Origin of the sequence: Pseudomonas sp. WS 5078 (assembly GCF_012985745.1) — a bacterium.
GTDB lineage: Bacteria > Pseudomonadota > Gammaproteobacteria > Pseudomonadales > Pseudomonadaceae > Aquipseudomonas > Aquipseudomonas lundensis_A.
Map to the genome: position 1 here is coordinate 104539 of NZ_JAAQWX010000016.1, position 20029 is coordinate 124567.

Below are 20029 nucleotides of genomic sequence, written 5' to 3' on the forward strand. Positions count from 1 at the left end.
TTGTTAGGCGCGTTATTTCGCGGCAGCCATCAGACGGTTCACTTCACTGCGCACCATGTTGGCGTACTCGGGCGGGGACATGCCGTCCAGCTCGGAACGGACCCACTCAGCCCATTTGCCCTTGCGCTTGGCGCGCTCACCGAACAGGCGCGCCGCATCCCCTTTGGCCTTGCCCAGATTGCTCTGCCAAAGGTCAAACAGACGTGACTTTTCATCTTCAAGCGCAGCACGCTCAGCAAGGGGCTTATTGGCGAGATTGAAGCTCATGAAATGTTCCTGCGGCGTAAATTGGTGTACATCTTACACCTTCAAAAGAAGTGTCTCAGCCAGGTTTTTAACTACGCTGTCAGCTCAATACCGCGTATCCCGCAAAACAGATGCAACTTTTCAGGACGGGATTGACTCCATTACTCATACGCTTTTCACCTGCAAGGAGTACCGCAATGGCTCGAAAAAACGCCGTACAAGCCGCTGAAGACCAGATCAAGGATCAAGCTTTCAGCGAGCTGCAAGAATTGATCGCCGAATCCGAAAAACTGCTAAAAGACAGCGCATCGCTGGTGGGCGAAGAAGGCGAGACCCTGCGTGCGCAGGTTGGCCTGAAGCTTAAACAGGCAATGGACTCGGTCAACAACGTGCGCGAGCGCACCAAGCCGGTGGTCGATGCCACCGAGAACTATATTGGCGGCCATCCATGGCAGACCGTGGCGATTTCCGCCGGTTTCGGCCTGGTAGTTGGCCTGCTGCTGGGCCGTCGCAACTAAGACAGCCAGGGCGCTTCGGCCTCCTCACAAAACGCAGTCTGTGCAAAGCCCTTCGACTTCACGGCGAAGGGCTTTGTTGTTGGCGGCTCGAAAATTTTGACATATTCAGTGACATAGAAGGCTAGCAGTCCTGATACTTCGCGCCACACTCAACGCCGATGAGACAGTCAATGTCCACCTCCCCTGCCCGTCATAAACCTTTAAGTACCGCTCTGATCCTGCTAATGGCCACTGCCACCGGCCTGGCTGTCGCCAGCAATTATTACGCCCAGCCCTTGTTGCACACCATTGCACAAGAACTTGGCTTGAGCATGAGCGGTGCCGGCACCGTCGTGATCACTGCCCAACTGAGTTATGGCGCTGGCCTGCTATTACTTGTGCCGTTGGGCGACCTTTTTGAGCAACGCCGCCTGATCGTCAGCATGACTGTCCTCAGCGCACTGGGCTTGCTCCTTAGCGCCTTCGCCCCGTCACTGACCCTGTTACTGCTGGGCACGGCCATCACTGGTTTATTTTCCGTATCGGCTCAGGTTTTGGTGCCCATGGCCGCCAGCCTGACTGATCCGCAAAGCCGCGGCCGTGTAGTCGGTACGTTAATGAGCGGCCTGCTGCTGGGCATCCTGCTGGCACGTACGGTTGCAGGCGCATTGTCCTCGGCGGGTGACTGGCGCACTATTTATCTGCTCGCCGCAGCACTGATGTTCATCAGTGCCATCGCGTTGTACTGCGCCTTGCCCAATCACCACCAGAGCGCAGGGTTGAGCTACCCGAAACTGCTAGGATCGGTATTTCGCCTGTTTGTCGAAGAACCCGTCTTGCGCCTGCGCGCCCTCTTGGGCCTGCTGACATTCTCACTGTTCGCCTTGTTCTGGACGCCATTGGCCTTTCTGCTGGCAATGCCGCCCTACGGTTATTCAGACGCAGTGATCGGACTGTTCGGCCTGGCTGGCGCTGTGGGTGCTGTGGCGGCCAATTGGGCAGGACGCATGGCTGATCGCGGTAAGGGGCAACAGGCCACCACTGTGGGCTTATTGGTGTTGCTGGCCTGCTGGCTGCCCATGACATTTGCCGGTAGTTCGCTTGTCGCCCTGTTGATCGGCGTGCTGGCACTGGATTTTGCGGTGCAACTGGTACACGTGAGCAACCAGAACGCCGTGTTTCAAATCCGGCCCGCGGCGCGCAATCGCCTTAATGCCGGCTACATCACGTGCTATTTCATTGGCGGCGCTCTGGGCTCGCTCGCAGGCGCACAAACCTATCCGCTTTACGGCTGGGAAGGCATCGTCATGGTCGGCGCAGTCATCGCGACCCTGACACTCGCCGTGTGGGGTTATGCCCTGCAACGAGAAAGCAAGCTACAGCCTGTCGTATAGGGCGTATTGCAGCACTTTTCATCACCGGATGAAGCCGCTAGGATGCTCCACACCTTGAAAACGGCCTGTCTTAGCAGGTCGTTTTATTGCCCTTAATGGCCCGAGAATACGAATGATCCCTAAAGAATCCCGCAATGAACTCGCCCTGGATACGTTCATCAAAGGGCACCCTGAATTGATCGAGGAAATGAAAGACCTCAGCCAGGAGGATCGCCAGCAACAAATCCTCTGGGCATTTGAAGACGAAGCTCAAAGCCGCGGCCTCGAAGCGTGGGAGCTGGCCCTGGAACTCATCGCCCGATCGCCGGAGGAACTGCTCACCATGCGCCGGGAAGTCCATCAGGAAGTCGCTGAAGCCCTCGACATGAGCTGGGAAGAATACTGCAGCTTAAACGACATCGCCGTTTGAGCGTGATGCCTCCAGTGACGCAGCGATTACCTGATAACCGCTCGTCACTTGGGTAGCACGAACGTGTGCTGTTCACACACCAACATCATGTAGCCCTCCCCACTCTGGAGTCGACCTCATGATGACCTTGATAAAACGCCTTTCTTTCGCCACTGCATTGGGCATTGTGTCCGTCAGCAGCTACGCGGCTTCGTCTTCCACCGGCCCGACCCTTCCCAAAGAGTCCGTCACCCCGCCGGCGACCCAAGGAATTGAACCCAACATCAATCAGGATTCCAAAATCCACAACGATGCAGACACCCCGACGCACCCATCAGTCGACCCACGCATTCAAGGCAACGATGCGGGCCGTCAAGGCGGTATGAACACGGATGGCAATGGCCCGATAGGCGACGGTGGCCGCTCGGTGCAGCCGCGTTCGTCACTGCCCGGGGCGGTCAAGCCGTAATGCGTAATTGAGTGCAATCATTCCAAACGGTACGAAAAGGTAATTGTAAAAAAGAATTTCAAAGGCACCTTGCGGTCTGAGCTATAACGATCACTTAGAGGCCCGCAGATGAAATTCGATACCTTTTCCCAAGGACTTGCCAAACGCGCAGGAAGCCCCAAAACCTTCCAGATCGCGATATTACTCATCGTGATGTGGGCTGTTTCGGGGCCTTTTTTCCATTACAACGATACGTGGCAACTGATCATCAACACGTCCACTACCATCATCACCTTCCTGATGGTGTTCCTCATCCAAAACACCCAGAACCGCGACAACGATGTACTGCATATCAAGATTGATGAACTTCTGCGCGTGACCAAAGAAGCCCAAAATGCCGTGCTCAACCTCGATGCACTGGACACCAAAGAATTGCGTAACATCCGCAAGCAGTACAAACAGATAGGCGAAAACCAAGCGGTTGAAGTGACGTGCACTGAAACCGTTATCACCCCCGCTGACGATAAACCTGAGAGTCGGCCATGAATTCATTGCGCTGACGCGTAACCGCGTCAGCGCAACACGTGTCGGTTAACTGACCGGCTTATCAACATCACCTTTTTGATGCGTAGTAGCCAACTTCTTGGCCATATCGAGATGCATCTCCAGCTTCGGCAAATACTTCTTCGCAAACGCCTTGAGCTGCGGCGACGTTGAATAACGAGCCTGCTGCTTGAACAATGAAATAGCGTCTTCGTGGGTTTTTACCTGGCTGGCCACGTAAGCCACATCAAACGACGCGCCTTCCTGCACTTGCAGCATCATCGACTTGGCCTTGCTCAAAATATCCTCTTGCGCCGCCACCTCCAGCCCTTGCTTCTGAGCAATGTCTTTAAGGTCACGGTTGGCGTCGGTGTAATCCTTGATCACTTCTACGGCATAGCTATTGATATCAACTGACTTGGTTTTCTGAATCGCCATCCGGCTGTTCTCGATTTCTGCAATCCCTGCCGCAGACGCCTCGTCAACAAACTCAGCGGGGCTTGCAGCCACGGCAGAACCTGCCATTAACACGGCACAAGCCAACGCACAGCCAACGACGAAACGTTTAGGGGCACTCAGGGTTTTCATAACATCCTCCAGAAAATGGCAGGTTTATTCCCTGCACTGAATCTGAAGGTGTATGTCGGTAAAGGTTTAGAAAAACCTGTCGGGAACGACGAATGGTAACTCGCCGGGATGTCCGCGACTCTTGATGACTGCATTTGCAACGGTTAAAAACTTTCAATCACCGTTGCCGCCAATGCCTTTGCCCGGTCGAGATTATAGATACGATGAAGAAATACCCATTGCGCTTCAACCAGGTAAACGTACGTTTCCAGGAGCATCTCCTCAAATAAGAAAACAGGGCAACTTAACTCCATCGCTATCTGTTGTATCGGCATGCCAAGTATTTCGCTCATCGGGTACTCAACTGAAGAGGCCGACATCACAACACGCTCGCGCATCTGCGCCACCAGTGCGGTCAACTCAAGAAATGCCCATTGATCTGCAACCTCGCACTGATGCCGGTGCAAAGTCTGACTATACGAACCCTGCACATATAATTGACCTGCAGTCTCAATCTCGGCAACCTTCAGCGGTAATATCCGGTGCAGGGGTAATGGATCCAGCTCTGCACGTTTAAACCGCTTCAATAGCGACTCACACATATTCCCTGACGCCGCTGATAACGCGGCATCTCCTTCGAGCCTTACTATTTTCCAGCGCGTAACCACGCGGACGAATTCATCACCGTTAGCGGTGAATACATGGAAAAACTCCAGTAAAGAATTCGACTGCCTAACCCTGACTTTTTCCAAGGTTGCCGTAAACTCACCAACCTCAAAAAAATCCAAGTGACGAATATAATTAATCTCACATCCGACGACGACCATACTCTGGCAGTGCTCACTCACTTGCTGTGCGATCGACACACCTAAATGTTTAATAAACCAGGTACAAATACCATTCACGCTGTACCCCAGTAAAGCTCGCGCATGAAACTGCACAGGCGTAAATAATGTCGGATCGACAGCATAGGTAGATGAAACACTGCGCTCTGCATTCACTTTAACCTCCCGCAATCGCTGTAAAAATATCGAGCCGATCCTCATTAAGAGTTTCTTTATGAAACTCATCCACTCTTATCTTCTCACCGTTCAACGACACATGAAAATTTCGCTTCATACCCCCTTGACGATCTAAAACCACTTCCTTAAGGGCGGGGTACTGTTCAACCATTTTATAAATGACACCGATCACCGTATTCCGCTCTCCCACATCAATATCCAGGGCACGCTGATAGCTAATAAACCGCGCCAAATTTCCTGATAATTTTATATGCATGATCCCTCCCTACTGATGACAGCGTTGATTGTGCATTTCCATTTCGTGAATTTTCTGAATACCAATATCAACTTTAAGTTTCTCTTGAGGATCAGCACCTGCAATCAAGGATGCAAAATCTCGTTGCGCCCGGCCAATGCCACTACTCTCGGTATATCCCCATCCACCTGTCACATTCAAAGCCAAGGCAGCAATTTTATTCACCGCCTCAACAGCCTGGTATTTTGCGGACGAAGAGACTGAATCCCAATAGGGATCGGACTCCGCTCGGTCTTGCCGATGCAAGGCGTAAAAGACTGACGTTCTGGCAGACTCAAGCAAGATGTACATTTCCCCCACCAAGGCTTGCACATGCTGAAGATCAATCAAGGGGCGCTGATGGCGCACAGTGGTGTGAAGATATGCCAGTGTCGCCTCAATGACTGCGCGCGCCCGCCCTAGAAATAAAGTGGTTTGTAAAGCGCGTCGACAATTGAGGAAGTAACGCTGAGCAAAGCTTAGACCATCCGTTGCAATCAGCAATCGACTCTTATGTACCCTGACATTGACCATTTCCACTGTGGCAATCCCCGTGGAACGGCAGCCGTGCATGGCACGAGGCGTTATTGCAACACCCGGGTCATCAGCGCGCACTAAAAACACCTGGATATCCGCAGTCTCTGCACGGACAAACATTAAAAAAATATCTGCAGTTTCTGCGCCCGTGACAATTGCTTTCAATCCATTTAACACGTAGTACTCAGCACCCTTTTCAGGCACTGCACATGATAAAAATGAAAATGCATCTGCGTTCTCTGTGTAAGCAAACGCGCCCGCTTTTTTTCCCTCTATCAAATCCTTTATATACACGTCATTGATATCAGCACGCTGAACAGCTAATAATGCCGTGATGAATGACATCCTGACAGATATTAGAAAAGGGAAAGAGACGTCCAGAGACAAATAACCTATCTTTTCTAACACGTGCCCCCATGGAGCATATTTCCACCCCAAACCACCCCATGCTTCTGGCAGGTTATAGGTATAAATCCCAAGCCCGGCAAACTTTTGCATTTGCGCGTGTGCAATCACAGCCGATGCCTGATCACGAGCCTCAACTGAAACATTCAATTCAGTATCTATAAGGCATCCGTAAATATCTTTTATATCCTGAGCACCTTGCCACTCTATATTCATCGCAGCTCCTTCCACGGCGAATAGCACAACTTGCCCTTGCGGGCACACAAACAACCAACTTCCAATTTTGGTTCACGACGCACGCAACCCAAGGCCAAGCTTAGGCGACAAAAAAAAATCCGCAACCTTCTTTTTATGAAAAATTTTCTGACACACAACAATCAACACATGGTTCGCCTTAAGCGGCCACACATGCAATCGGCAGCAACCCGAACGACTACAATAAACAAAGCAACCTGAAAAACTGACTTAGAAACACCCCCACAAACACACACACACACCATCAAGTTTAAAATAATTTATCACCGTACACATACGCCACCTTCCTGTAAAAATACCCACCACGTCGAAACGCGAGTTCATCCAGATTGATTCAGGTTAATCCATGATAATGCACGGACAGTTACAGCTGATAATGATAGATCGAACCTCCCAAGCGGGCTACATAACAAGGGACAAGGCGAGGAAGTACGTTAATCGCTTATATCACTCAACACGACTCGATAATTACAAACTGCCCATCACATTGAGGCAGGTGTAATAGCCTGATAGTTACAAATGACAATACTGAAAAACCTGTCATGCAGCAGCGTATGTACCGATGGGTGAAAATGATCTGACGCAAGATCAGGCCATAGAAGTTATGACGGTACTAGGCGCCCCCATCAACAGTGAATTGATGTATCTCTTAGGCTTTGCAGCTAGAAATTTGTCGCGGGTACGAACTCATACCCGCGACACCCTCACATCAAAACAACATCCCAAGCGCTTCCGGCGTCCAATTCATAACCACCAACTCACCGATAACCTCAGCCTTCCGCTGCCGCTGTTTCGCGGTGCTGTACCGAATATCCACCGTCTCAAAGTGAAAGCCCTCGATCACCCGCCGTATATCCGGGTGATCGTTAATGCTGCCCCTCACCTTGCCTTTACAGCGGCGCATGAAGTCGGCCATCCGCCCATAGTTATCTAACGGAAAGTCCACGCCGTACCCTGCCGTCTGCTAACAAGGCGGGCCCATATAGTGGAAGGTATGGGCCCGGTCATAACGTACGGCGCACTCAAGCCAGGGCATGTTTTTCTACGTAGGTGGGGCACACCAGCACGAACATGATCCGCCAGCACTACGGGACAAGGATTAACGAGGATGGGCCGGACGTCATCGGCATCCTGCAACACGCCCTGAATATGTAGCCAAAAGTGCTGTTTTAGCCCTGGTATTCAGGGGCAGAACACGGGCAGTTCAGCAGCCCGTATTCCCATGGATGTCCCCAGATCGCCCTTTTCCAGACGCCAGAAACCACAAACCCCCGACTTTCTCTAGGAAAATCAGGGGTTTGTGTTTACTTAATGTGGCGGTGAAGGAGAGATTCGAACTCTCGATACAATTTCTTGTATACACACTTTCCAGGCGTGCTCCTTAAGCCACTCGGACACTTCACCGTATCTCTTCAAACATGTTCTGTCTGTCGAGGCGCGCTAATGTAGTCGAAACCTTTCGATATGACAAATGTTTTTTTCAGAATTTTCATGCGCTTACGCCCATCAGGTTTTTTAACGCGTCTAAAAGGAAGCATTTCGGCCAATCCCTGTCTGCCCGATCCAGCGCAGCACGCCGTCTATATCGAAGAAGCGTTCATAACAGCTGACTCATCAGTCAGTCACGACGCTTTACCTGTCGCACGCAGCTGGGTAACGTCTGCTCCACTTCAATACAAGGAATTGCGCCATGAGTGACCTGATTGCTTATCACCTGGAAGACGGGATTGCCACGCTGACCCTGAGCAACGGCAAGGTCAATGCCATTTCCCCGGAGGTTATCGCCGCCTTTAATGCAGCGCTGGATCGCGCTGAACAAGATCGTGCAGTGGTGATCATCACCGGGCAGCCGGGCATTCTTTCCGGCGGGTATGACTTGAAGGTGATGACGGCCGGTCCTGAACAAGCGGTCAGTCTGGTTACTCAGGGTTCAACCCTGGCGCGCCGGCTGTTGGCGCATCCATTCCCTGTGGTGGTGGCCTGTCCGGGTCACGCAGTCGCCAAAGGCGCCTTTCTCTTATTGTCGGTGGATTATCGAATTGGCGTCGACGGCCCGTTCAGCATTGGCCTCAATGAAGTGCAAATCGGCATGACCATGCATCACGCGGGCATTGAGCTGGCCCGTGACCGTCTGCGCAAGTCGGCATTCCATCGCTCGGTGATCAACGGTGAAATGTTTAACCCTCAAACCGCAGTGGATGCAGGCTTCCTCGACAAGGTGGTACAACCCGAGGAGCTACAGGCGGCGGCACTCGAAGCAGCTCGTCAGTTGAAAAAAATCAACATGAAAGCGCACAAGAACACCAAGCTTAAGGTTCGCAAGGCACTGCTGGACACACTCGATAACGCAATCAAACTCGATCAGGCTCACCTGATTTGAGGCTCGGGCATCTCGACTGACCCTGCCGTCGAGATGCCCTTCGTTGTTTCCTACTTGTTTTGGTGATCGTTCCGAAAACGCTCTATCCCGCCCCCACGCCCCCGCGTTGAAACATGTGCTTAAACATCAGCCATCTCCTACATGTATCTGAGTAATTGCCGAATACAGTGCACGTCCGTACACTGCGCCACCTTTTGTTTTGACGAGCCTGTAAATGCTACTTTCGTTCCGTATGTTGTTGATGAGTGTGCATTTTCTGATGGCCGGTGTTCTCGGTGTGTTGCTCGGCCTGTGTCGGCCCTTCAACCCTGACAATAGCCGCCTCTGCGCGCGCCTCTACGCACTACCGTCCAAATGGATCATGGGCTATAAGCTGAAAACCGAAGTCGGCCCACTGATGGATAAGCCGCAAAGCTGCGTCATCATTGCCAACCACCAGTCCAATTACGATTTGTTTGTATTTGGCAATGTCGTGCCTCGCCGCACGGTATGCATCGGTAAAAAAAGCCTGAAATGGGTTCCGCTTTTCGGGCAATTGTTCTGGCTGGCGGGCAACGTCTTGATTGATCGTGGCAATGCGCAGAAAGCGCGTAAATCGATGCTGACCACAACCCGCACGCTTCAGGAAAAAGACACCTCGATCTGGGTTTTCCCTGAGGGCACTCGGAACTTGGGCAAAACGTTGCTGCCCTTCAAGAAAGGCGCCTTTCAAATGGCGATTACTGCCGGAGTACCGATTGTGCCGGTGTGTGTCAGCACTTACAGCCAACACCTGAAGCTCAACCGCTGGCACAGCGCAGATATACAGATTAGGTCTCTGCCCGCCATCCCGACGTCCGGTTTGACGCTGGACGACATGCCAAGGCTGATGGAAATGTGCCGCGAACAGATGCGCGACTGTATCGAGGCCATGGATCGCGAAGTGATGGCCCAGCAAAGCCAGCACCCATCAGCTCTGCGCGACAGGAAGAGCAAGCAAGCCGCATCCAACCCAAACCTCTGAGTGTTTGTTGACTCAAAGTGGAGCATTGCACGCTAAGCTGCATCTTCGTGCCCTAACCCTTTGAAGAAGAAGCGATTAAAACTATGGGGAGAGTTGTTGCTGCCGCGGTGTACAACGCTGGCAAGAAAATCAGCAATATCACGCTCGACGAAGGCAGCGATTGGGCCAAAAAACCCGGTCATTTCGTCTGGATTGGCCTTGAGCAGCCTGACGCACAAGAAATCAGCAATTTGCAGCGCCAGTTCAACCTGCACGAACTGGCCATTGAAGATGCCCTGGAGCAGCACAGCCGCCCCAAACTGGAAACCTTCGGCGACGCGCTGTTTATCGTGATTTATTCACCGATTCGTCATGAGGGCAAACTGGAGTTTGTCGAAACCCATATCTTCGCGGGCAACGGTTACATCATCACCTGCCGCAATGGTCATTCAGCTTCATACAAGGCCGTGCGCCAACGTTGTGAGGCGCGCCCCTTGCTGCTGGATCACGGCGAAGATTTTGTGCTGTATGCGCTATTGGACTTTGTCACTGAAAGCTATCAACCCGTGAGCGAGGCGATTCACGCCGAGATCGAAGCACTTGAAAAAAGCATCATGGGCAACTCGCTTAAAGAGGCGGATATCGTGCATCTGCACAGCCTGCGTCGCGATGTACTGCGATTGCGCCGCTATGTGGCGCCCATGGTGGAAATCAGTGAAGAACTGCAACGCCTGACCTTCCCGTTTATCGACAAGAACATGCGCCCCTATTTTCGGGACGTGCAAATTCATGTCACCCGTCAGATGGAAGACCTTTCGACGCTACGGGACATCGCCAGCCAGACAATTGAAGTGGTTGTGCTGCTGGAGTCTTCAAGGCAAAGCACTGTGCAGCGAAAATTCGCCGCATGGGCGGCGATCCTTGCGTTTCCAACTGCCGTGGCCGGCATTTACGGGATGAACTTCCAAAACATGCCGGAGCTGAGCTGGCATTACGGATACTTTGGGGTGCTGGGGTTTATTGGTGTGGGCGTAACGGCGTTGTGGGCCAGTTTCAAGCGTTCGGGCTGGCTATAAATACGCGGGCAGACAAGTGCCCGCCCACGTCACCTGCGCTCGGCCCTCACACGGTTTGGGATTCAGGCTTGTGCGCCACGAAACGCATCATCCACTCTGCTACGGTCTGACCGTGATGGTCCTTGGCAAGGCTGGCAATGCCCGAGCCGTAGACGTCAGCCCCCAACGCATCCTGACGCAGGTCCAGCAACGCACGAGAGTAGTCGTGAATGAATTCGGGGTGCCCCTGGAAGCACAGCACCTGATCGTTGATGTGGTAGGCGGCAAACGGGCAGAAATCGCTGGACGCAATCACGGTGGCGTTTTCGGGCAATGCGGTGACCTGATCCTGATGACTGATCAGCAATGTCAGGTCTTCCACGGCCGGGCTCATCCACGGTGCCTTGGTTGCCAACGTGTATTGGTGAGTGCCTACGCCCCACCCCTGGCTCGCGCGCTCACTCTTGCCGCCTAACAACAGCGCCAGCAATTGATGGCCGAAGCACACGCCCAGCAACTTGTCGCCACGCTCATAGCGGGTCAGCAAATAACGCTTAAGGGTTTCAATCCACGGGTCAGTAGCAAACGAGTCGGCCTTGCTGCCCGTTACCAGATACGCATCGTAAGCCTCATCATCTGCAGGGTATTCACCCTGCATGACATTGAACACAGTAAATTCTGCGGGAATAGGTTGTTGGGTAAACAGACGCTTAAACATCTGCCCATAGCCCTGGTATTGATCCACAAACTCAGGACGCAGAACGTCGGTTTCCAGAATGCAAATGCGTAACGACATAAAAGTACCTGGCGCGATGAATACAGAAGTGATGAAAACGATGCATAGAGCCTGCCTTGAAACGGTAATTCAAGGCAAGCACTGCACGCGTTGAAACGGTTCCGTAGGCCGCTGGGCGTTGTATGACCTATAGAAAAGGACCGTCCGTCCACGGGCTGACGAACGGTAGCTCACTAAGTACTCTCACCCTTTGATTATCCGTTGCGTCTAGCAATGGGCTATCAGACATAACGCGTGACAGCTAATAGCGTTTTAGAAACGTTCTTCACTTACATGATGTGAAAGGGTTCTAAGCGACGTGGAATACCGGCTCTAAGGTAAACCTGTCAGCCGCAGCGAAACGCAAGGACATGCCGTTACTGTCGCGCGGTGCCGTTTTTCAGGAATAACAATAAAGGCAGATAGCCATGCTCAAGCACACTAAACTCCGCCAGGCTGGACTTATCCTTTTCGCCACCACTTTGCTATTGATCGTGCCGAACCTGACCAAAGTCATCGGCTAGCAGCTCATTATTCAGGCTCCCGCACTTATTTATAGCGGCGACTTTCGAGGTTGGCACTTGTGTGCCAATCTCAATGCTCGTCCAGATGGAGGGAACCCTATGCACCGGTGGTTTGCAGCCGCTCTGCTGCTCATCTGCAGCACCGCTCAGGCAGGCATCATTGACGTCAACCGTGCAGTGGATGAAATCAATGATGGCGCGCTGATTTTGGACCTGCGCACCAACAGCGATTTTGCGGCAGGCAATCTGCATAACTCTTTGCAAGTCGATCTCACCCTGGAAGACGGCACCGGCATTAGCGCAGAAGGTCTCGCCTATCAATTGAGCCTGGTCGTTCTGGACCCCAACAACACCATTGTGATTTACAGTGACACGAACCAACATGCCCTCGAGGCCGAAGATACGCTAATCAAACATGGGTATTTCGGCGTCGTGAACGGCGGCAATTATGAGGAGTTGCGCGATGCACTTTTCGATCACGTCTCGCTGACCGAGAACGTGTTGCCCGGCGACGAACCCACTGACGACGACATTACAGCCATCAATTGAAATTTCTCAGCCTGCTTTTTACCGCCCTGTTCAGCCTGCCATCATTTGCCGCCCAACTCAGGCTTGAGCTGGGTGACGTCAGCCGTACATGGCAAACTGCGGAGTTGCTGCAACATCCCGCTGTGCAGGAGGTACGCATTACTGACGATGTGTCGTACAAGCGCGAAATGACTTATCGGGCAATTCCTTTAGCCACGCTGCTGGACGGGATCAAGCCTGACGACCATCTGCAAGCTGTCGCACAGGACGGCTTTGCCGCGGAGCTCAGTGCTGCCCCCTTGCTGAATCAACAGGGGGCAAAAGCCTGGCTCGCCATTGAAGACCCTGAACACCCGTGGCCCTCCCTGGGTAAAGGCAAGCCCAGCGCCGGGCCGTTTTATCTGGTCTGGACAGACCCGCAAGCAGGTCATATCAGCCCGGAACAATGGCCGTTTCAAGTCGTACGCTTTACACGTCAGTTGCCGGTAGCCGAGCGTTTCCCGGCCATGCGCCCCGACCCGTCACTGGCGGCCGACGCTCCCGCCAATCACGGCTTTGTTGTTTTTCAAAAGAACTGCATGGCATGCCATCGCCTTAACGGCGCAGGTGACGCCCAGTTTGGCCCTGACTTGAACATGCCTTACAACCCGACCGAATATTTCGGCACGGACTTCCTCACGCGCTACATTCGCGACCCGCAAAGCCTGCGCCATTGGCCTCAAGCCCGCATGCCTGGCTTTTCGCGTGACGTGTTACCCGATGCAGAATTGGCGCAACTCGTCGAGTACCTCAAGCACATGGCCACGCGCAAAGTGTCGACACCTGAGCGCCAGCCATAAGTTTCTGACTATCAACGACATAGGCAGTGATGATTTCACCCGCCGTACCGGTCCGCGGATACTTGCAGCCATTGTCGAACTTCCCTTTAGCCACCCGCATGCGGTGGCTTTTTTTTGGCGCCTGTAAAGCAAAACGGCCAGCCCGAAGGCCAGCCGTCAGTAACTCGTTTGAATTCAATTCAGAAGGCCACGCACCTCCTGCTTCACGCCCCAGCCTTCAATAATCCCGCCAAGCGGAACCACCACGGCCTCAAAGTTCTGCTCGAAATCACCAATTCCCCCATAGGTGGCGTACATGACTTTGCTCAATTCCAGATTCCAGGCTCCGTCATCACGAACGTTTATTTGCGCATTCAGTGACTCACCACAAAATTTTTCTGCAGCACGACGCGCCCGCTCCTCATCCGGGAAGATGGCGTAAAACTCGATGGGATGAATACGTGAAAAATCAAAACCGCCTTCTTTCATGCGGCGCAGCACATAGCTGCTGAGGTCTTCTTGATGGGCTGTGCTCATGAAACGTCCTCCTCGCAATGGATAGACTTTCAACGCTCCCCGAAATGCAACCGTCAATTCGTTGCGGGGATCAAGCATGTAGCGAACAAGATCAGAGCCAGTCGAACACTTCGCTGGTCTGGCTGCAGATTAGCTCCGTCGCACAGCGCATGCCAAGCGCGGCGTTAAAAAAAGAGTGGTTTATAAAAACCGTCCTGGTGCTTGGCTGCCGTCTGACGCCTAACAGATGCGCTGCACAGCGTCAGGCAGCCTGCAGAGTGCTTACTGCTTCTCTGCGCGCTCCTTGAGCGCTTTCAGGGTGTTAAACGGGGCGTCCACGACAAACTTGTTCGCCAACCAAGATGGCACGCTGCCGCCTGGCTCCGTGTGAACCTGATAAGTGACTTCAGTCTGATCGGCCCCTTTGGGAACCATCTTCCAGAAACCATCGACCTGACTCACGCGCACAAAGCCTTTCTCTTCAGGCTGGTACGTGGGCACCCCTTTCAGGTTGCGTGTCACGGTACCGTCAGCCCCGACTGTGGTGGTGACTTCCAGAATGGAGTCGCGCGGCGTCACGGGCCAAGGGGTGCTGAACTGCGTGTACGTCCAGCTCTTGTCGCCTTCGGTTTTAAGCAGCTTTTGCGACTTGCACTCGTGAATCCACTTGCACGCCCCCGCTACGTCTTCCTGCAAACCACGGACCTTGGCGATAGGCGCCTTGATCGTGGTCACACCTTGATAGGCCTTGTATTTCGAATCTTTGACTTCACTAAGCGACACTTTGATGCCGTCTTCATTCTTCGCCACTTGCCAGTTTTCTGCGTGAGCCGCGCTCACCATTAACACGCTCAAGCCACATGCAATTGCTACTCGATGCAACGAACCCATGGTCTTATTCCTTATTGTTGATGGTTTGTTCACTGGACATGAACACACTATGCCGCCGTCACCTGTTCCCACCACCCAATCAGGTTGATGGCTTCTTCCCGCGTGCTGCCACACACCTCGATATCGGCCTTGAACGAACCGCACACGGCGGGCCTTTCAGGACGTCCGAACAAATCGCACAGGTTATCGACCGACAGATGCAGGCAGCGTTCCCCTGCGGGCTTGCCCTCGGGCATGCCGGGGATTGGTGTGCTGATGGAAGGGGCTATACAACAAGCGCCACAGCCTTCACGGCAATTCATGACGTTAGCTCCTTTAACGGGGCAAAGTGCGTTGATGACAAGGGATAGTACTCGCTGGAACGGGCGTTTGAAATTGACCGTTCAGCCGAATGTGCTGATTAATGACAGTGACTGAACAGTCAGTTTAGAAGCCTGTTTTTGGGCATTCGGCACTTATTGTTTGAACTGGAAATCCAGCGCCGCACCTTCGATTTGCCGGTCGCGGGCTTCGTTGCGCAATTGCAGCTCCATTTCATTGCTTAACAAACGACCGTTTAACTGGAACGGGCTGTCTTGTTCGGGCTTCTCACCGAACATGTTTGGCAACAATGGTTTGTGTTTGGGCATGGGGACAGTGCCCAAAGGTTGCAGTTGTTTGACCATCTCGGGCGGCAGGCTCAAATCCAGCTTGGCACTGGGCAAGCGCTTCTTGGCAATTTCGCGGGCCGATTTTGACTTGCTTGCGACAGGCGCGCGTTTCTTGGTAGTTTTTTTTGCACTGGCAGCAGGTTTTTCCGGCGATTTGACGGACTGGGTGGCAGGCGGTTGAGGTTGTGTCGCGCCGTGCACCGCGACAGCGCTGAACGCGGTTAACACCCCCACCAACGCCAGTCTCACACAATAGGTCGCTTTCATAACTCCCACAGCTTTAACGATTTAGGGGCCTATGCTCGCGCTTTAGACACACCGTTACAAGTCGCCATTAGGCAAATTGCCATACCTTGATGTCGCATGGCCTTCAGTACAGGCCAGTGGCCTCCTGACACAACTGACTGGCGAGCATCCCCAGCGTCATCAATGCGCGTTCGGCCTCACGGTTCCAGGCTGTGCCGCAATTGAGCCGGATGCAATGGTTGAACTGCTCGGTATTACTGAAGATCAACCCCGGTGCAATGCTGATGCCCTGCTGTAGCGCTCGCACATGCAACTCTTGCGTATTGACCCGGCCCGGCAAGCTAACCCACAGAATGAAGCCGCCGCTGGGTCGGGACATTTGCGTCCCTTCCGGAAAGTACTGCTGAACAGCCAGCTGAAAAGCGCTCAGGTTTTTTCGGTATTCCTGCCGGATATGCCTCAGATGACGGTCATAGCCGCCGTTTTCAAGGTAGGCCGCCACCCCCATCTGCGTCACGCTGCAGGCTGAATGGGTGGTGAAGGTCTGTAAGCGCTGAATTTCAGACTGATATTTGCCCGCGATCATCCAGCCAATGCGCACACCGGGCGATAACGTTTTGGAAAAACTCGAACAGTAGATGACCCGATCCAGCCGGTCATAGGCTTTAAGTGCCTTGGTGCGCCCCACCTCGAACATCAGTTCGCCATAAATATCGTCTTCGACGATCTGGATATCGAAATCAGATGCCAGGCGCAGCAATTGCTTCTGCCGTTCTTCTGGCATGGTGCCACCCAACGGATTGCTCAAGCGCGTGGTCAGGACCAAGGCTTTGATCGACCATTGATTGGCGGCCAATTGCAACGCTTCGAGGCTCATGCCAGTGGCAGGATCACTGGGGATCTCGATCACTTTCAAACCCAGCAAATCAGCCAGCTGCAAAAGCCCGTAATACGTCGGGGATTCAGCAGCGATGAGGTCCCCGGGGCGCGTGAGGGTCCGTAATGACATTTGCAGGGCATCGACGCAGCCGTGGGTGATGATCACTTCCGACGGGTCGACGACCACGCCGGCATCTCGCATGCGTATCGCCACCTGACGACGCAACGGCTCAAAACCTGGGCTGAACATGTAACTGAACGCACGCGGGCTGTGGAAGCGCGTGACTTTGGCCAACTGCTGATGCAACGCTCGCACGGGCAAATAATCGACGCTGGGCACCGCAGCACCCAGCGGGAACACACCTTCACGTCGCGATTCAACCAACACTTGCTGGATGATGCTGCTGCGCGTCACTAGACCCGGCCGTTCAACGCGCGCGATATCAGGTGTAGGCGCTGTCAGGGCAGGCGTTTGGTGGACGTAATAGCCTGACTGCGGGCGGGCGCGGATCAACCCTTGATCTTCAAGGTTGGCATACGCCTGCAGCACCGTGGCATGACTGACATTGAGCTGCGAGCTCATTTTGCGCACAGACGGTACGCGCTCGCCGGGCTGATAAACGCCGCGCCGAATATCCTCAGCCAATTGCTGGGCTATACGTTGATAAAGCAAAAGGTTGGTCATGGCACAGCACTCGATGTTCAGGCGTTTTTTTTGTTGTGAAGAACAATACCGGAACAGTTTAGAAGTGTACGGGCACAGTTGTCATCCATCTGAGCCGTACAGTGCCGGGCTGGGTGTAACTGTATGGGTACAGACTGAATATGTACGCCTGTAGTCGCCGCCCGGCAGCGACTACCTGTGATGCATTGAGGAGAGGGATTAACGGGCGGCGCTCAATTGACCTTTTTCGTCAGAAAACACGATTTCCACACGACGATTCTGCGCCCGACCACGCTCCGTGGCGTTTACATCCACCGGGTATTCGTCGCCATAGCCTTCAACCTGAATCCGTTTTTCATCAATACCCAAGTCAATCAGTACGTCAGCAACGGCTTGAGCACGGTCGCGAGACAACTTGAGGTTATCTTCTTTACCGCCCGTGCTGTCGGTGTAGCCCTCAATGCGCACAACACGCTTGGGGTTCAACTGAAGAAATTGCACCAGTTTGAGCACTGTGCGATTGGCCGAGTTCTTCAGGTCCGCTTCGCCAGTGTCGAACAGTACGTCGCCCAGGGTCATTACCAGGCCACGATCCGATTCGTTGGTCGCCAAGTTCAGGATTTGCTCTTCCAGCCATTGTCCCTGCTGTTGAACACTCAACAGTTTGGCCTCCCGCAAGGCCAGTTGCAGGCGTTGACGTTCCAGTTCAAGTTTGGCGGCGCGCTCCTGATTGAGTACCTGCTGGGTGTGCTCCCGCGCGATATCGCTGTAGCGCTGGCTCAAATAGGCGTAATGGGCAACATCTTCACCACTGCCCCAGTAACTGGACAGACGCTCGGCACGGGCCAGCGATTCACCGGCCCTGATCACGTCTTTGGGCGCGATACGCAACACGTTGGTGTCTTCTTTTACCGACTGAAATTCACTGGCCGCCTGTTGCAGTGCCTGTTCGCTGGCGTGATGCCCCGCACAGCCGGTAAGCCCCGCGCCGGTGATCAGTAACGCACCATACATGACTGACTTAATGCTCATTGGGCCTCCGCCAGTTGTTTGCGCAAACGTGCGATACGCGTGTTGAGCACGTTCAATTGCTCCTGACTTTTGAGCGTCAGCACACGAGCCTCTGCCAGACGCGCATCCAGTTCGGCCTGTTCAGCCTGCATACGGGCATCTTTATAAGCGCTTTCGGTCATCTCGGCCGACGCGCGGGCCAACTTGTCTTCGGCTTGTTTGAGCTCGGCACTGTCGTCGGCATTGGCGCCCACAGCACGGGCTTGTTCCAGCGCCTGCTCGGTCAGACGGATTTGTTCATTCGGCGCAGGATCAGCTGCACAGCCCGCCAAAGCCACAACGGCCAGGGCAGCAAAAAGTGGTCGAATTGTCACTGGGAATTCCTACTGTTTTGGAGCGTTGACCGGCTGTTGCAGCTGGTTTTTCCACCGCTCCAGGTTGCGTTGCAGTGCCGCCTCACTCAGGCCGGACGCCGGCAATTCTGTCATCTTTTTGGCGAGCTGTCCGCGCAACCACGGCTCATTGCAGGCCGAGTCATGGGAAATCGCCAGAAACAGCCCCGGCTGGTCTATTGGCTGCGCATGGGCCAGCACATCGTCACTGATCCCGAGCGTCTGAACGGTGGCCATCCCCGCATAGCGCCCGGCCAGCACGTACTCGACCTGCCCCAGCAGCAACTTCTGGAAGGCTTGAGTCAAGCCGGGTTGTCGCTCCAGCGTAAGCTGGTGCCGGGCAAAGGAGTCGAAAGCTTCAGTCATACGGGCTTTTTCGGAAAGCGCACCGGTATGGCCAAGCAGGTCATCCGGCGTTTCATAAATAAGGGGCGAATCCTTGCGGGTCCAGACCAGGTAGTCATTACGTACCAGCGGCGGGTGAATGTAGTCCTGCGCAGTCAACCCTGCCAGGGTCAGCGGTGCATCCACCAACATGTCCATACGGCCCGTACGGACCTCGTTCTGCGCCTCGGAACGCTTGCCGCCATAGAGCACCTCAACCTTGATACCGAGGTCTTGCGCCACCTGCTGCAACAGGTCGGCACTGACACCGATCAAATGCACGGGATCGGCCGGGTCGCGCCAGAGGTATGGCGGCGCATCCGGGCTGCCCGTCACGATCAGGCGCTCGCATTTGCCTGCCGCCACTGACACGAGGGGCAGCAAGATCAGCCCCGTCAACCACCCGCTTAAATGCCGCACACCCATGCCTCTCACTCCGTTAAGCCAAATCAGACACACTAAAAAGCCCGATCACACAGGCCATGGAGAATTTGCCAGAACACCCGCGTTCCGCCTTTATCCACGGCCCGGATGACCGGGCTCTTTATAAGTGAAGCGACTGGATTAAACCAGCTTCTCCAGCTCAGGTACGGCTTCGAACAAGTCCGCCACCAGGCCGTAATCGGCCACTTGGAAGATCGGCGCTTCTTCGTCCTTGTTGATCGCAACGATCACTTTGGAGTCTTTCATGCCCGCCAGGTGCTGGATCGCGCCGGAAATACCGACCGCGATGTACAGCTGTGGCGCAACGATCTTAC

The 20029-nt window shown here is 53.8% G+C and carries 25 protein-coding genes, 1 tRNA gene and 1 pseudogene; 10 read left to right on the plus strand and 17 right to left on the minus strand.

Features of this window, described 5'->3' with window-relative positions:
- Positions 1-12: 12 nt before the first annotated feature.
- On the minus strand, positions 13-267 hold the full coding sequence (locus HBN68_RS19120; protein ID WP_047273914.1) for a hypothetical protein: 255 nt from the start codon (positions 265-267) through the stop codon (positions 13-15).
- A gap of 176 nt (positions 268-443) precedes the next feature.
- On the opposite strand from HBN68_RS19120, the gene HBN68_RS19125 reads away from it, so the two are divergent.
- The 5 genes from HBN68_RS19125 (at position 444) to HBN68_RS19145 (ending at position 3519) form a co-directional block, all read left to right on the plus strand.
- On the plus strand, positions 444-764 hold the full coding sequence (locus HBN68_RS19125) for a DUF883 family protein (protein WP_094994875.1): 321 nt from the start codon (positions 444-446) through the stop codon (positions 762-764).
- Between the two features lie 170 nt (positions 765-934).
- Entirely contained in the window at positions 935-2137 is a 1203-nt protein-coding gene (locus HBN68_RS19130) for an MFS transporter (protein WP_169965802.1), read from the plus strand.
- Positions 2138-2249: 112 nt separating this feature from the next.
- On the plus strand, positions 2250-2546 hold the full coding sequence (locus HBN68_RS19135; RefSeq protein ID WP_094994873.1) for a DUF6388 family protein: 297 nt from the start codon (positions 2250-2252) through the stop codon (positions 2544-2546).
- Between the two features lie 118 nt (positions 2547-2664).
- Positions 2665-2994, plus strand: coding sequence for a hypothetical protein (locus tag HBN68_RS19140; RefSeq protein ID WP_094994872.1), 330 nt, complete (start codon positions 2665-2667; stop codon positions 2992-2994).
- Positions 2995-3102: 108 nt separating this feature from the next.
- Positions 3103-3519, plus strand: a complete 417-nt coding sequence (locus tag HBN68_RS19145; protein ID WP_094994871.1) for a low affinity iron permease family protein — start codon at positions 3103-3105, stop codon at positions 3517-3519.
- A 45-nt stretch (positions 3520-3564) separates the two neighbouring features.
- Here the strand turns inward: HBN68_RS19145 and HBN68_RS19150 are convergent, their stop codons facing one another.
- From HBN68_RS19150 to HBN68_RS19175, 6 genes and pseudogenes are all read right to left on the minus strand, one after another.
- Entirely contained in the window at positions 3565-4104 is a 540-nt protein-coding gene (locus tag HBN68_RS19150) for a DUF4142 domain-containing protein (RefSeq protein ID WP_169965805.1), read from the minus strand.
- A gap of 143 nt (positions 4105-4247) precedes the next feature.
- Entirely contained in the window at positions 4248-5084 is an 837-nt protein-coding gene (locus HBN68_RS19155; RefSeq protein WP_169965806.1) for a hypothetical protein, read from the minus strand.
- A gap of 1 nt (position 5085) precedes the next feature.
- Positions 5086-5361, minus strand: a complete 276-nt coding sequence (locus HBN68_RS19160) for a MoaD/ThiS family protein (protein ID WP_094994868.1) — start codon at positions 5359-5361, stop codon at positions 5086-5088.
- Positions 5362-5370: 9 nt separating this feature from the next.
- Positions 5371-6537, minus strand: coding sequence for an acyl-CoA dehydrogenase (locus HBN68_RS19165; protein WP_169965807.1), 1167 nt, complete (start codon positions 6535-6537; stop codon positions 5371-5373).
- 748 nt (positions 6538-7285) lie between these two features.
- Positions 7286-7618, minus strand: a pseudogene (locus HBN68_RS19170) (DNA adenine methylase); the annotation flags it as partial.
- 272 nt (positions 7619-7890) lie between these two features.
- Positions 7891-7980: transfer RNA gene (locus tag HBN68_RS19175), tRNA-Ser, on the minus strand.
- Positions 7981-8266: 286 nt separating this feature from the next.
- On the opposite strand from HBN68_RS19175, the gene HBN68_RS19180 reads away from it, so the two are divergent.
- The 3 genes from HBN68_RS19180 to HBN68_RS19190 all read left to right on the plus strand — a co-directional run bounded on the left by HBN68_RS19180 (position 8267) and on the right by HBN68_RS19190 (position 11014).
- Complete coding sequence (locus HBN68_RS19180; RefSeq protein WP_094994866.1) at positions 8267-8956, plus strand: crotonase/enoyl-CoA hydratase family protein; 690 nt, start codon at positions 8267-8269, stop codon at positions 8954-8956.
- 214 nt (positions 8957-9170) lie between these two features.
- Positions 9171-9959, plus strand: coding sequence for a 1-acylglycerol-3-phosphate O-acyltransferase (locus tag HBN68_RS19185; protein ID WP_169965808.1), 789 nt, complete (start codon positions 9171-9173; stop codon positions 9957-9959).
- Positions 9960-10042: 83 nt separating this feature from the next.
- Positions 10043-11014: a magnesium and cobalt transport protein CorA gene (locus tag HBN68_RS19190; RefSeq protein WP_094994864.1), complete on the plus strand. Its 972-nt coding sequence runs from the start codon at positions 10043-10045 to the stop codon at positions 11012-11014.
- Between the two features lie 46 nt (positions 11015-11060).
- On the opposite strand, the gene HBN68_RS19195 is transcribed toward HBN68_RS19190, so the two are convergent.
- Positions 11061-11789 carry an amidotransferase gene (locus HBN68_RS19195; RefSeq protein ID WP_094994863.1) on the minus strand — a complete coding sequence of 243 codons (729 nt, stop codon included), beginning with the start codon at positions 11787-11789 and terminating at the stop codon, positions 11061-11063.
- Positions 11790-12349: 560 nt separating this feature from the next.
- On the opposite strand from HBN68_RS19195, the gene HBN68_RS19200 reads away from it, so the two are divergent.
- Together HBN68_RS19200 and HBN68_RS19205 are read left to right on the plus strand one after the other, a co-directional pair.
- Positions 12350-12841, plus strand: a complete 492-nt coding sequence (locus HBN68_RS19200) for a rhodanese-like domain-containing protein (protein ID WP_249275399.1) — start codon at positions 12350-12352, stop codon at positions 12839-12841.
- Positions 12838-13659 carry a cytochrome c gene (locus tag HBN68_RS19205; protein ID WP_094994861.1) on the plus strand — a complete coding sequence of 274 codons (822 nt, stop codon included), beginning with the start codon at positions 12838-12840 and terminating at the stop codon, positions 13657-13659. Before HBN68_RS19200 ends, HBN68_RS19205 begins: the two co-directional genes overlap by 4 nt.
- A gap of 174 nt (positions 13660-13833) precedes the next feature.
- On the opposite strand, the gene HBN68_RS19210 is transcribed toward HBN68_RS19205, so the two are convergent.
- The 9 genes from HBN68_RS19210 to HBN68_RS19250 all read right to left on the minus strand — a co-directional run.
- Positions 13834-14175, minus strand: coding sequence for a ribonuclease E inhibitor RraB (locus tag HBN68_RS19210; protein ID WP_094994860.1), 342 nt, complete (start codon positions 14173-14175; stop codon positions 13834-13836).
- A gap of 261 nt (positions 14176-14436) precedes the next feature.
- On the minus strand, positions 14437-15045 hold the full coding sequence (locus tag HBN68_RS19215; RefSeq protein ID WP_094994859.1) for an START domain-containing protein: 609 nt from the start codon (positions 15043-15045) through the stop codon (positions 14437-14439).
- A 47-nt stretch (positions 15046-15092) separates the two neighbouring features.
- Complete coding sequence (locus tag HBN68_RS19220) at positions 15093-15347, minus strand: YkgJ family cysteine cluster protein (protein WP_094994858.1); 255 nt, start codon at positions 15345-15347, stop codon at positions 15093-15095.
- 153 nt (positions 15348-15500) lie between these two features.
- Positions 15501-15962 carry a translation initiation factor 2 gene (locus tag HBN68_RS19225; RefSeq protein ID WP_169965810.1) on the minus strand — a complete coding sequence of 154 codons (462 nt, stop codon included), beginning with the start codon at positions 15960-15962 and terminating at the stop codon, positions 15501-15503.
- A gap of 103 nt (positions 15963-16065) precedes the next feature.
- Positions 16066-17505, minus strand: coding sequence for a PLP-dependent aminotransferase family protein (locus tag HBN68_RS19230; protein ID WP_094994857.1), 1440 nt, complete (start codon positions 17503-17505; stop codon positions 16066-16068).
- Between the two features lie 198 nt (positions 17506-17703).
- Positions 17704-18516 carry an OmpA family protein gene (locus HBN68_RS19235; RefSeq protein WP_094994856.1) on the minus strand — a complete coding sequence of 271 codons (813 nt, stop codon included), beginning with the start codon at positions 18514-18516 and terminating at the stop codon, positions 17704-17706.
- Positions 18513-18869, minus strand: a complete 357-nt coding sequence (locus HBN68_RS19240; protein ID WP_169965812.1) for a DUF4398 domain-containing protein — start codon at positions 18867-18869, stop codon at positions 18513-18515. Before HBN68_RS19240 ends, HBN68_RS19235 begins: the two co-directional genes overlap by 4 nt.
- A gap of 9 nt (positions 18870-18878) precedes the next feature.
- Positions 18879-19697 carry a transporter substrate-binding domain-containing protein gene (locus tag HBN68_RS19245; protein WP_169965814.1) on the minus strand — a complete coding sequence of 273 codons (819 nt, stop codon included), beginning with the start codon at positions 19695-19697 and terminating at the stop codon, positions 18879-18881.
- A gap of 138 nt (positions 19698-19835) precedes the next feature.
- A partial coding sequence (locus HBN68_RS19250) for an FAD-binding protein (protein WP_222931631.1) occupies positions 19836-20029 on the minus strand: 194 nt, incomplete at its 5' end.

What these genes read in the sequence shown, in the direction of transcription:
- HBN68_RS19160 (WP_094994868.1), bottom strand. Translation starts at nt 5,361, where the DNA reads ATGCATATAAAATTATCAGGAAATTTGGCGCGGTTTATTAGCTATCAG.
- HBN68_RS19165 (WP_169965807.1), bottom strand. Translation starts at nt 6,537, where the DNA reads ATGAATATAGAGTGGCAAGGTGCTCAGGATATAAAAGATATTTACGGA.
- HBN68_RS19135 (WP_094994873.1), top strand. Translation starts at nt 2,250, where the DNA reads ATGATCCCTAAAGAATCCCGCAATGAACTCGCCCTGGATACGTTCATC.
- HBN68_RS19225 (WP_169965810.1), bottom strand. Translation starts at nt 15,962, where the DNA reads ATGAAAGCGACCTATTGTGTGAGACTGGCGTTGGTGGGGGTGTTAACC.
- HBN68_RS19235 (WP_094994856.1), bottom strand. Translation starts at nt 18,516, where the DNA reads ATGAGCATTAAGTCAGTCATGTATGGTGCGTTACTGATCACCGGCGCG.
- HBN68_RS19125 (WP_094994875.1), top strand. Translation starts at nt 444, where the DNA reads ATGGCTCGAAAAAACGCCGTACAAGCCGCTGAAGACCAGATCAAGGAT.
- HBN68_RS19180 (WP_094994866.1), top strand. Translation starts at nt 8,267, where the DNA reads ATGAGTGACCTGATTGCTTATCACCTGGAAGACGGGATTGCCACGCTG.
- HBN68_RS19190 (WP_094994864.1), top strand. Translation starts at nt 10,043, where the DNA reads ATGGGGAGAGTTGTTGCTGCCGCGGTGTACAACGCTGGCAAGAAAATC.
- HBN68_RS19185 (WP_169965808.1), top strand. Translation starts at nt 9,171, where the DNA reads ATGCTACTTTCGTTCCGTATGTTGTTGATGAGTGTGCATTTTCTGATG.
- HBN68_RS19195 (WP_094994863.1), bottom strand. Translation starts at nt 11,789, where the DNA reads ATGTCGTTACGCATTTGCATTCTGGAAACCGACGTTCTGCGTCCTGAG.
- HBN68_RS19220 (WP_094994858.1), bottom strand. Translation starts at nt 15,347, where the DNA reads ATGAATTGCCGTGAAGGCTGTGGCGCTTGTTGTATAGCCCCTTCCATC.
- HBN68_RS19210 (WP_094994860.1), bottom strand. Translation starts at nt 14,175, where the DNA reads ATGAGCACAGCCCATCAAGAAGACCTCAGCAGCTATGTGCTGCGCCGC.
- HBN68_RS19120 (WP_047273914.1), bottom strand. Translation starts at nt 267, where the DNA reads ATGAGCTTCAATCTCGCCAATAAGCCCCTTGCTGAGCGTGCTGCGCTT.
- HBN68_RS19145 (WP_094994871.1), top strand. Translation starts at nt 3,103, where the DNA reads ATGAAATTCGATACCTTTTCCCAAGGACTTGCCAAACGCGCAGGAAGC.
- HBN68_RS19140 (WP_094994872.1), top strand. Translation starts at nt 2,665, where the DNA reads ATGATGACCTTGATAAAACGCCTTTCTTTCGCCACTGCATTGGGCATT.
- HBN68_RS19130 (WP_169965802.1), top strand. Translation starts at nt 935, where the DNA reads ATGTCCACCTCCCCTGCCCGTCATAAACCTTTAAGTACCGCTCTGATC.
- HBN68_RS19215 (WP_094994859.1), bottom strand. Translation starts at nt 15,045, where the DNA reads ATGGGTTCGTTGCATCGAGTAGCAATTGCATGTGGCTTGAGCGTGTTA.
- HBN68_RS19150 (WP_169965805.1), bottom strand. Translation starts at nt 4,104, where the DNA reads ATGAAAACCCTGAGTGCCCCTAAACGTTTCGTCGTTGGCTGTGCGTTG.
- HBN68_RS19230 (WP_094994857.1), bottom strand. Translation starts at nt 17,505, where the DNA reads ATGACCAACCTTTTGCTTTATCAACGTATAGCCCAGCAATTGGCTGAG.
- HBN68_RS19245 (WP_169965814.1), bottom strand. Translation starts at nt 19,697, where the DNA reads ATGGGTGTGCGGCATTTAAGCGGGTGGTTGACGGGGCTGATCTTGCTG.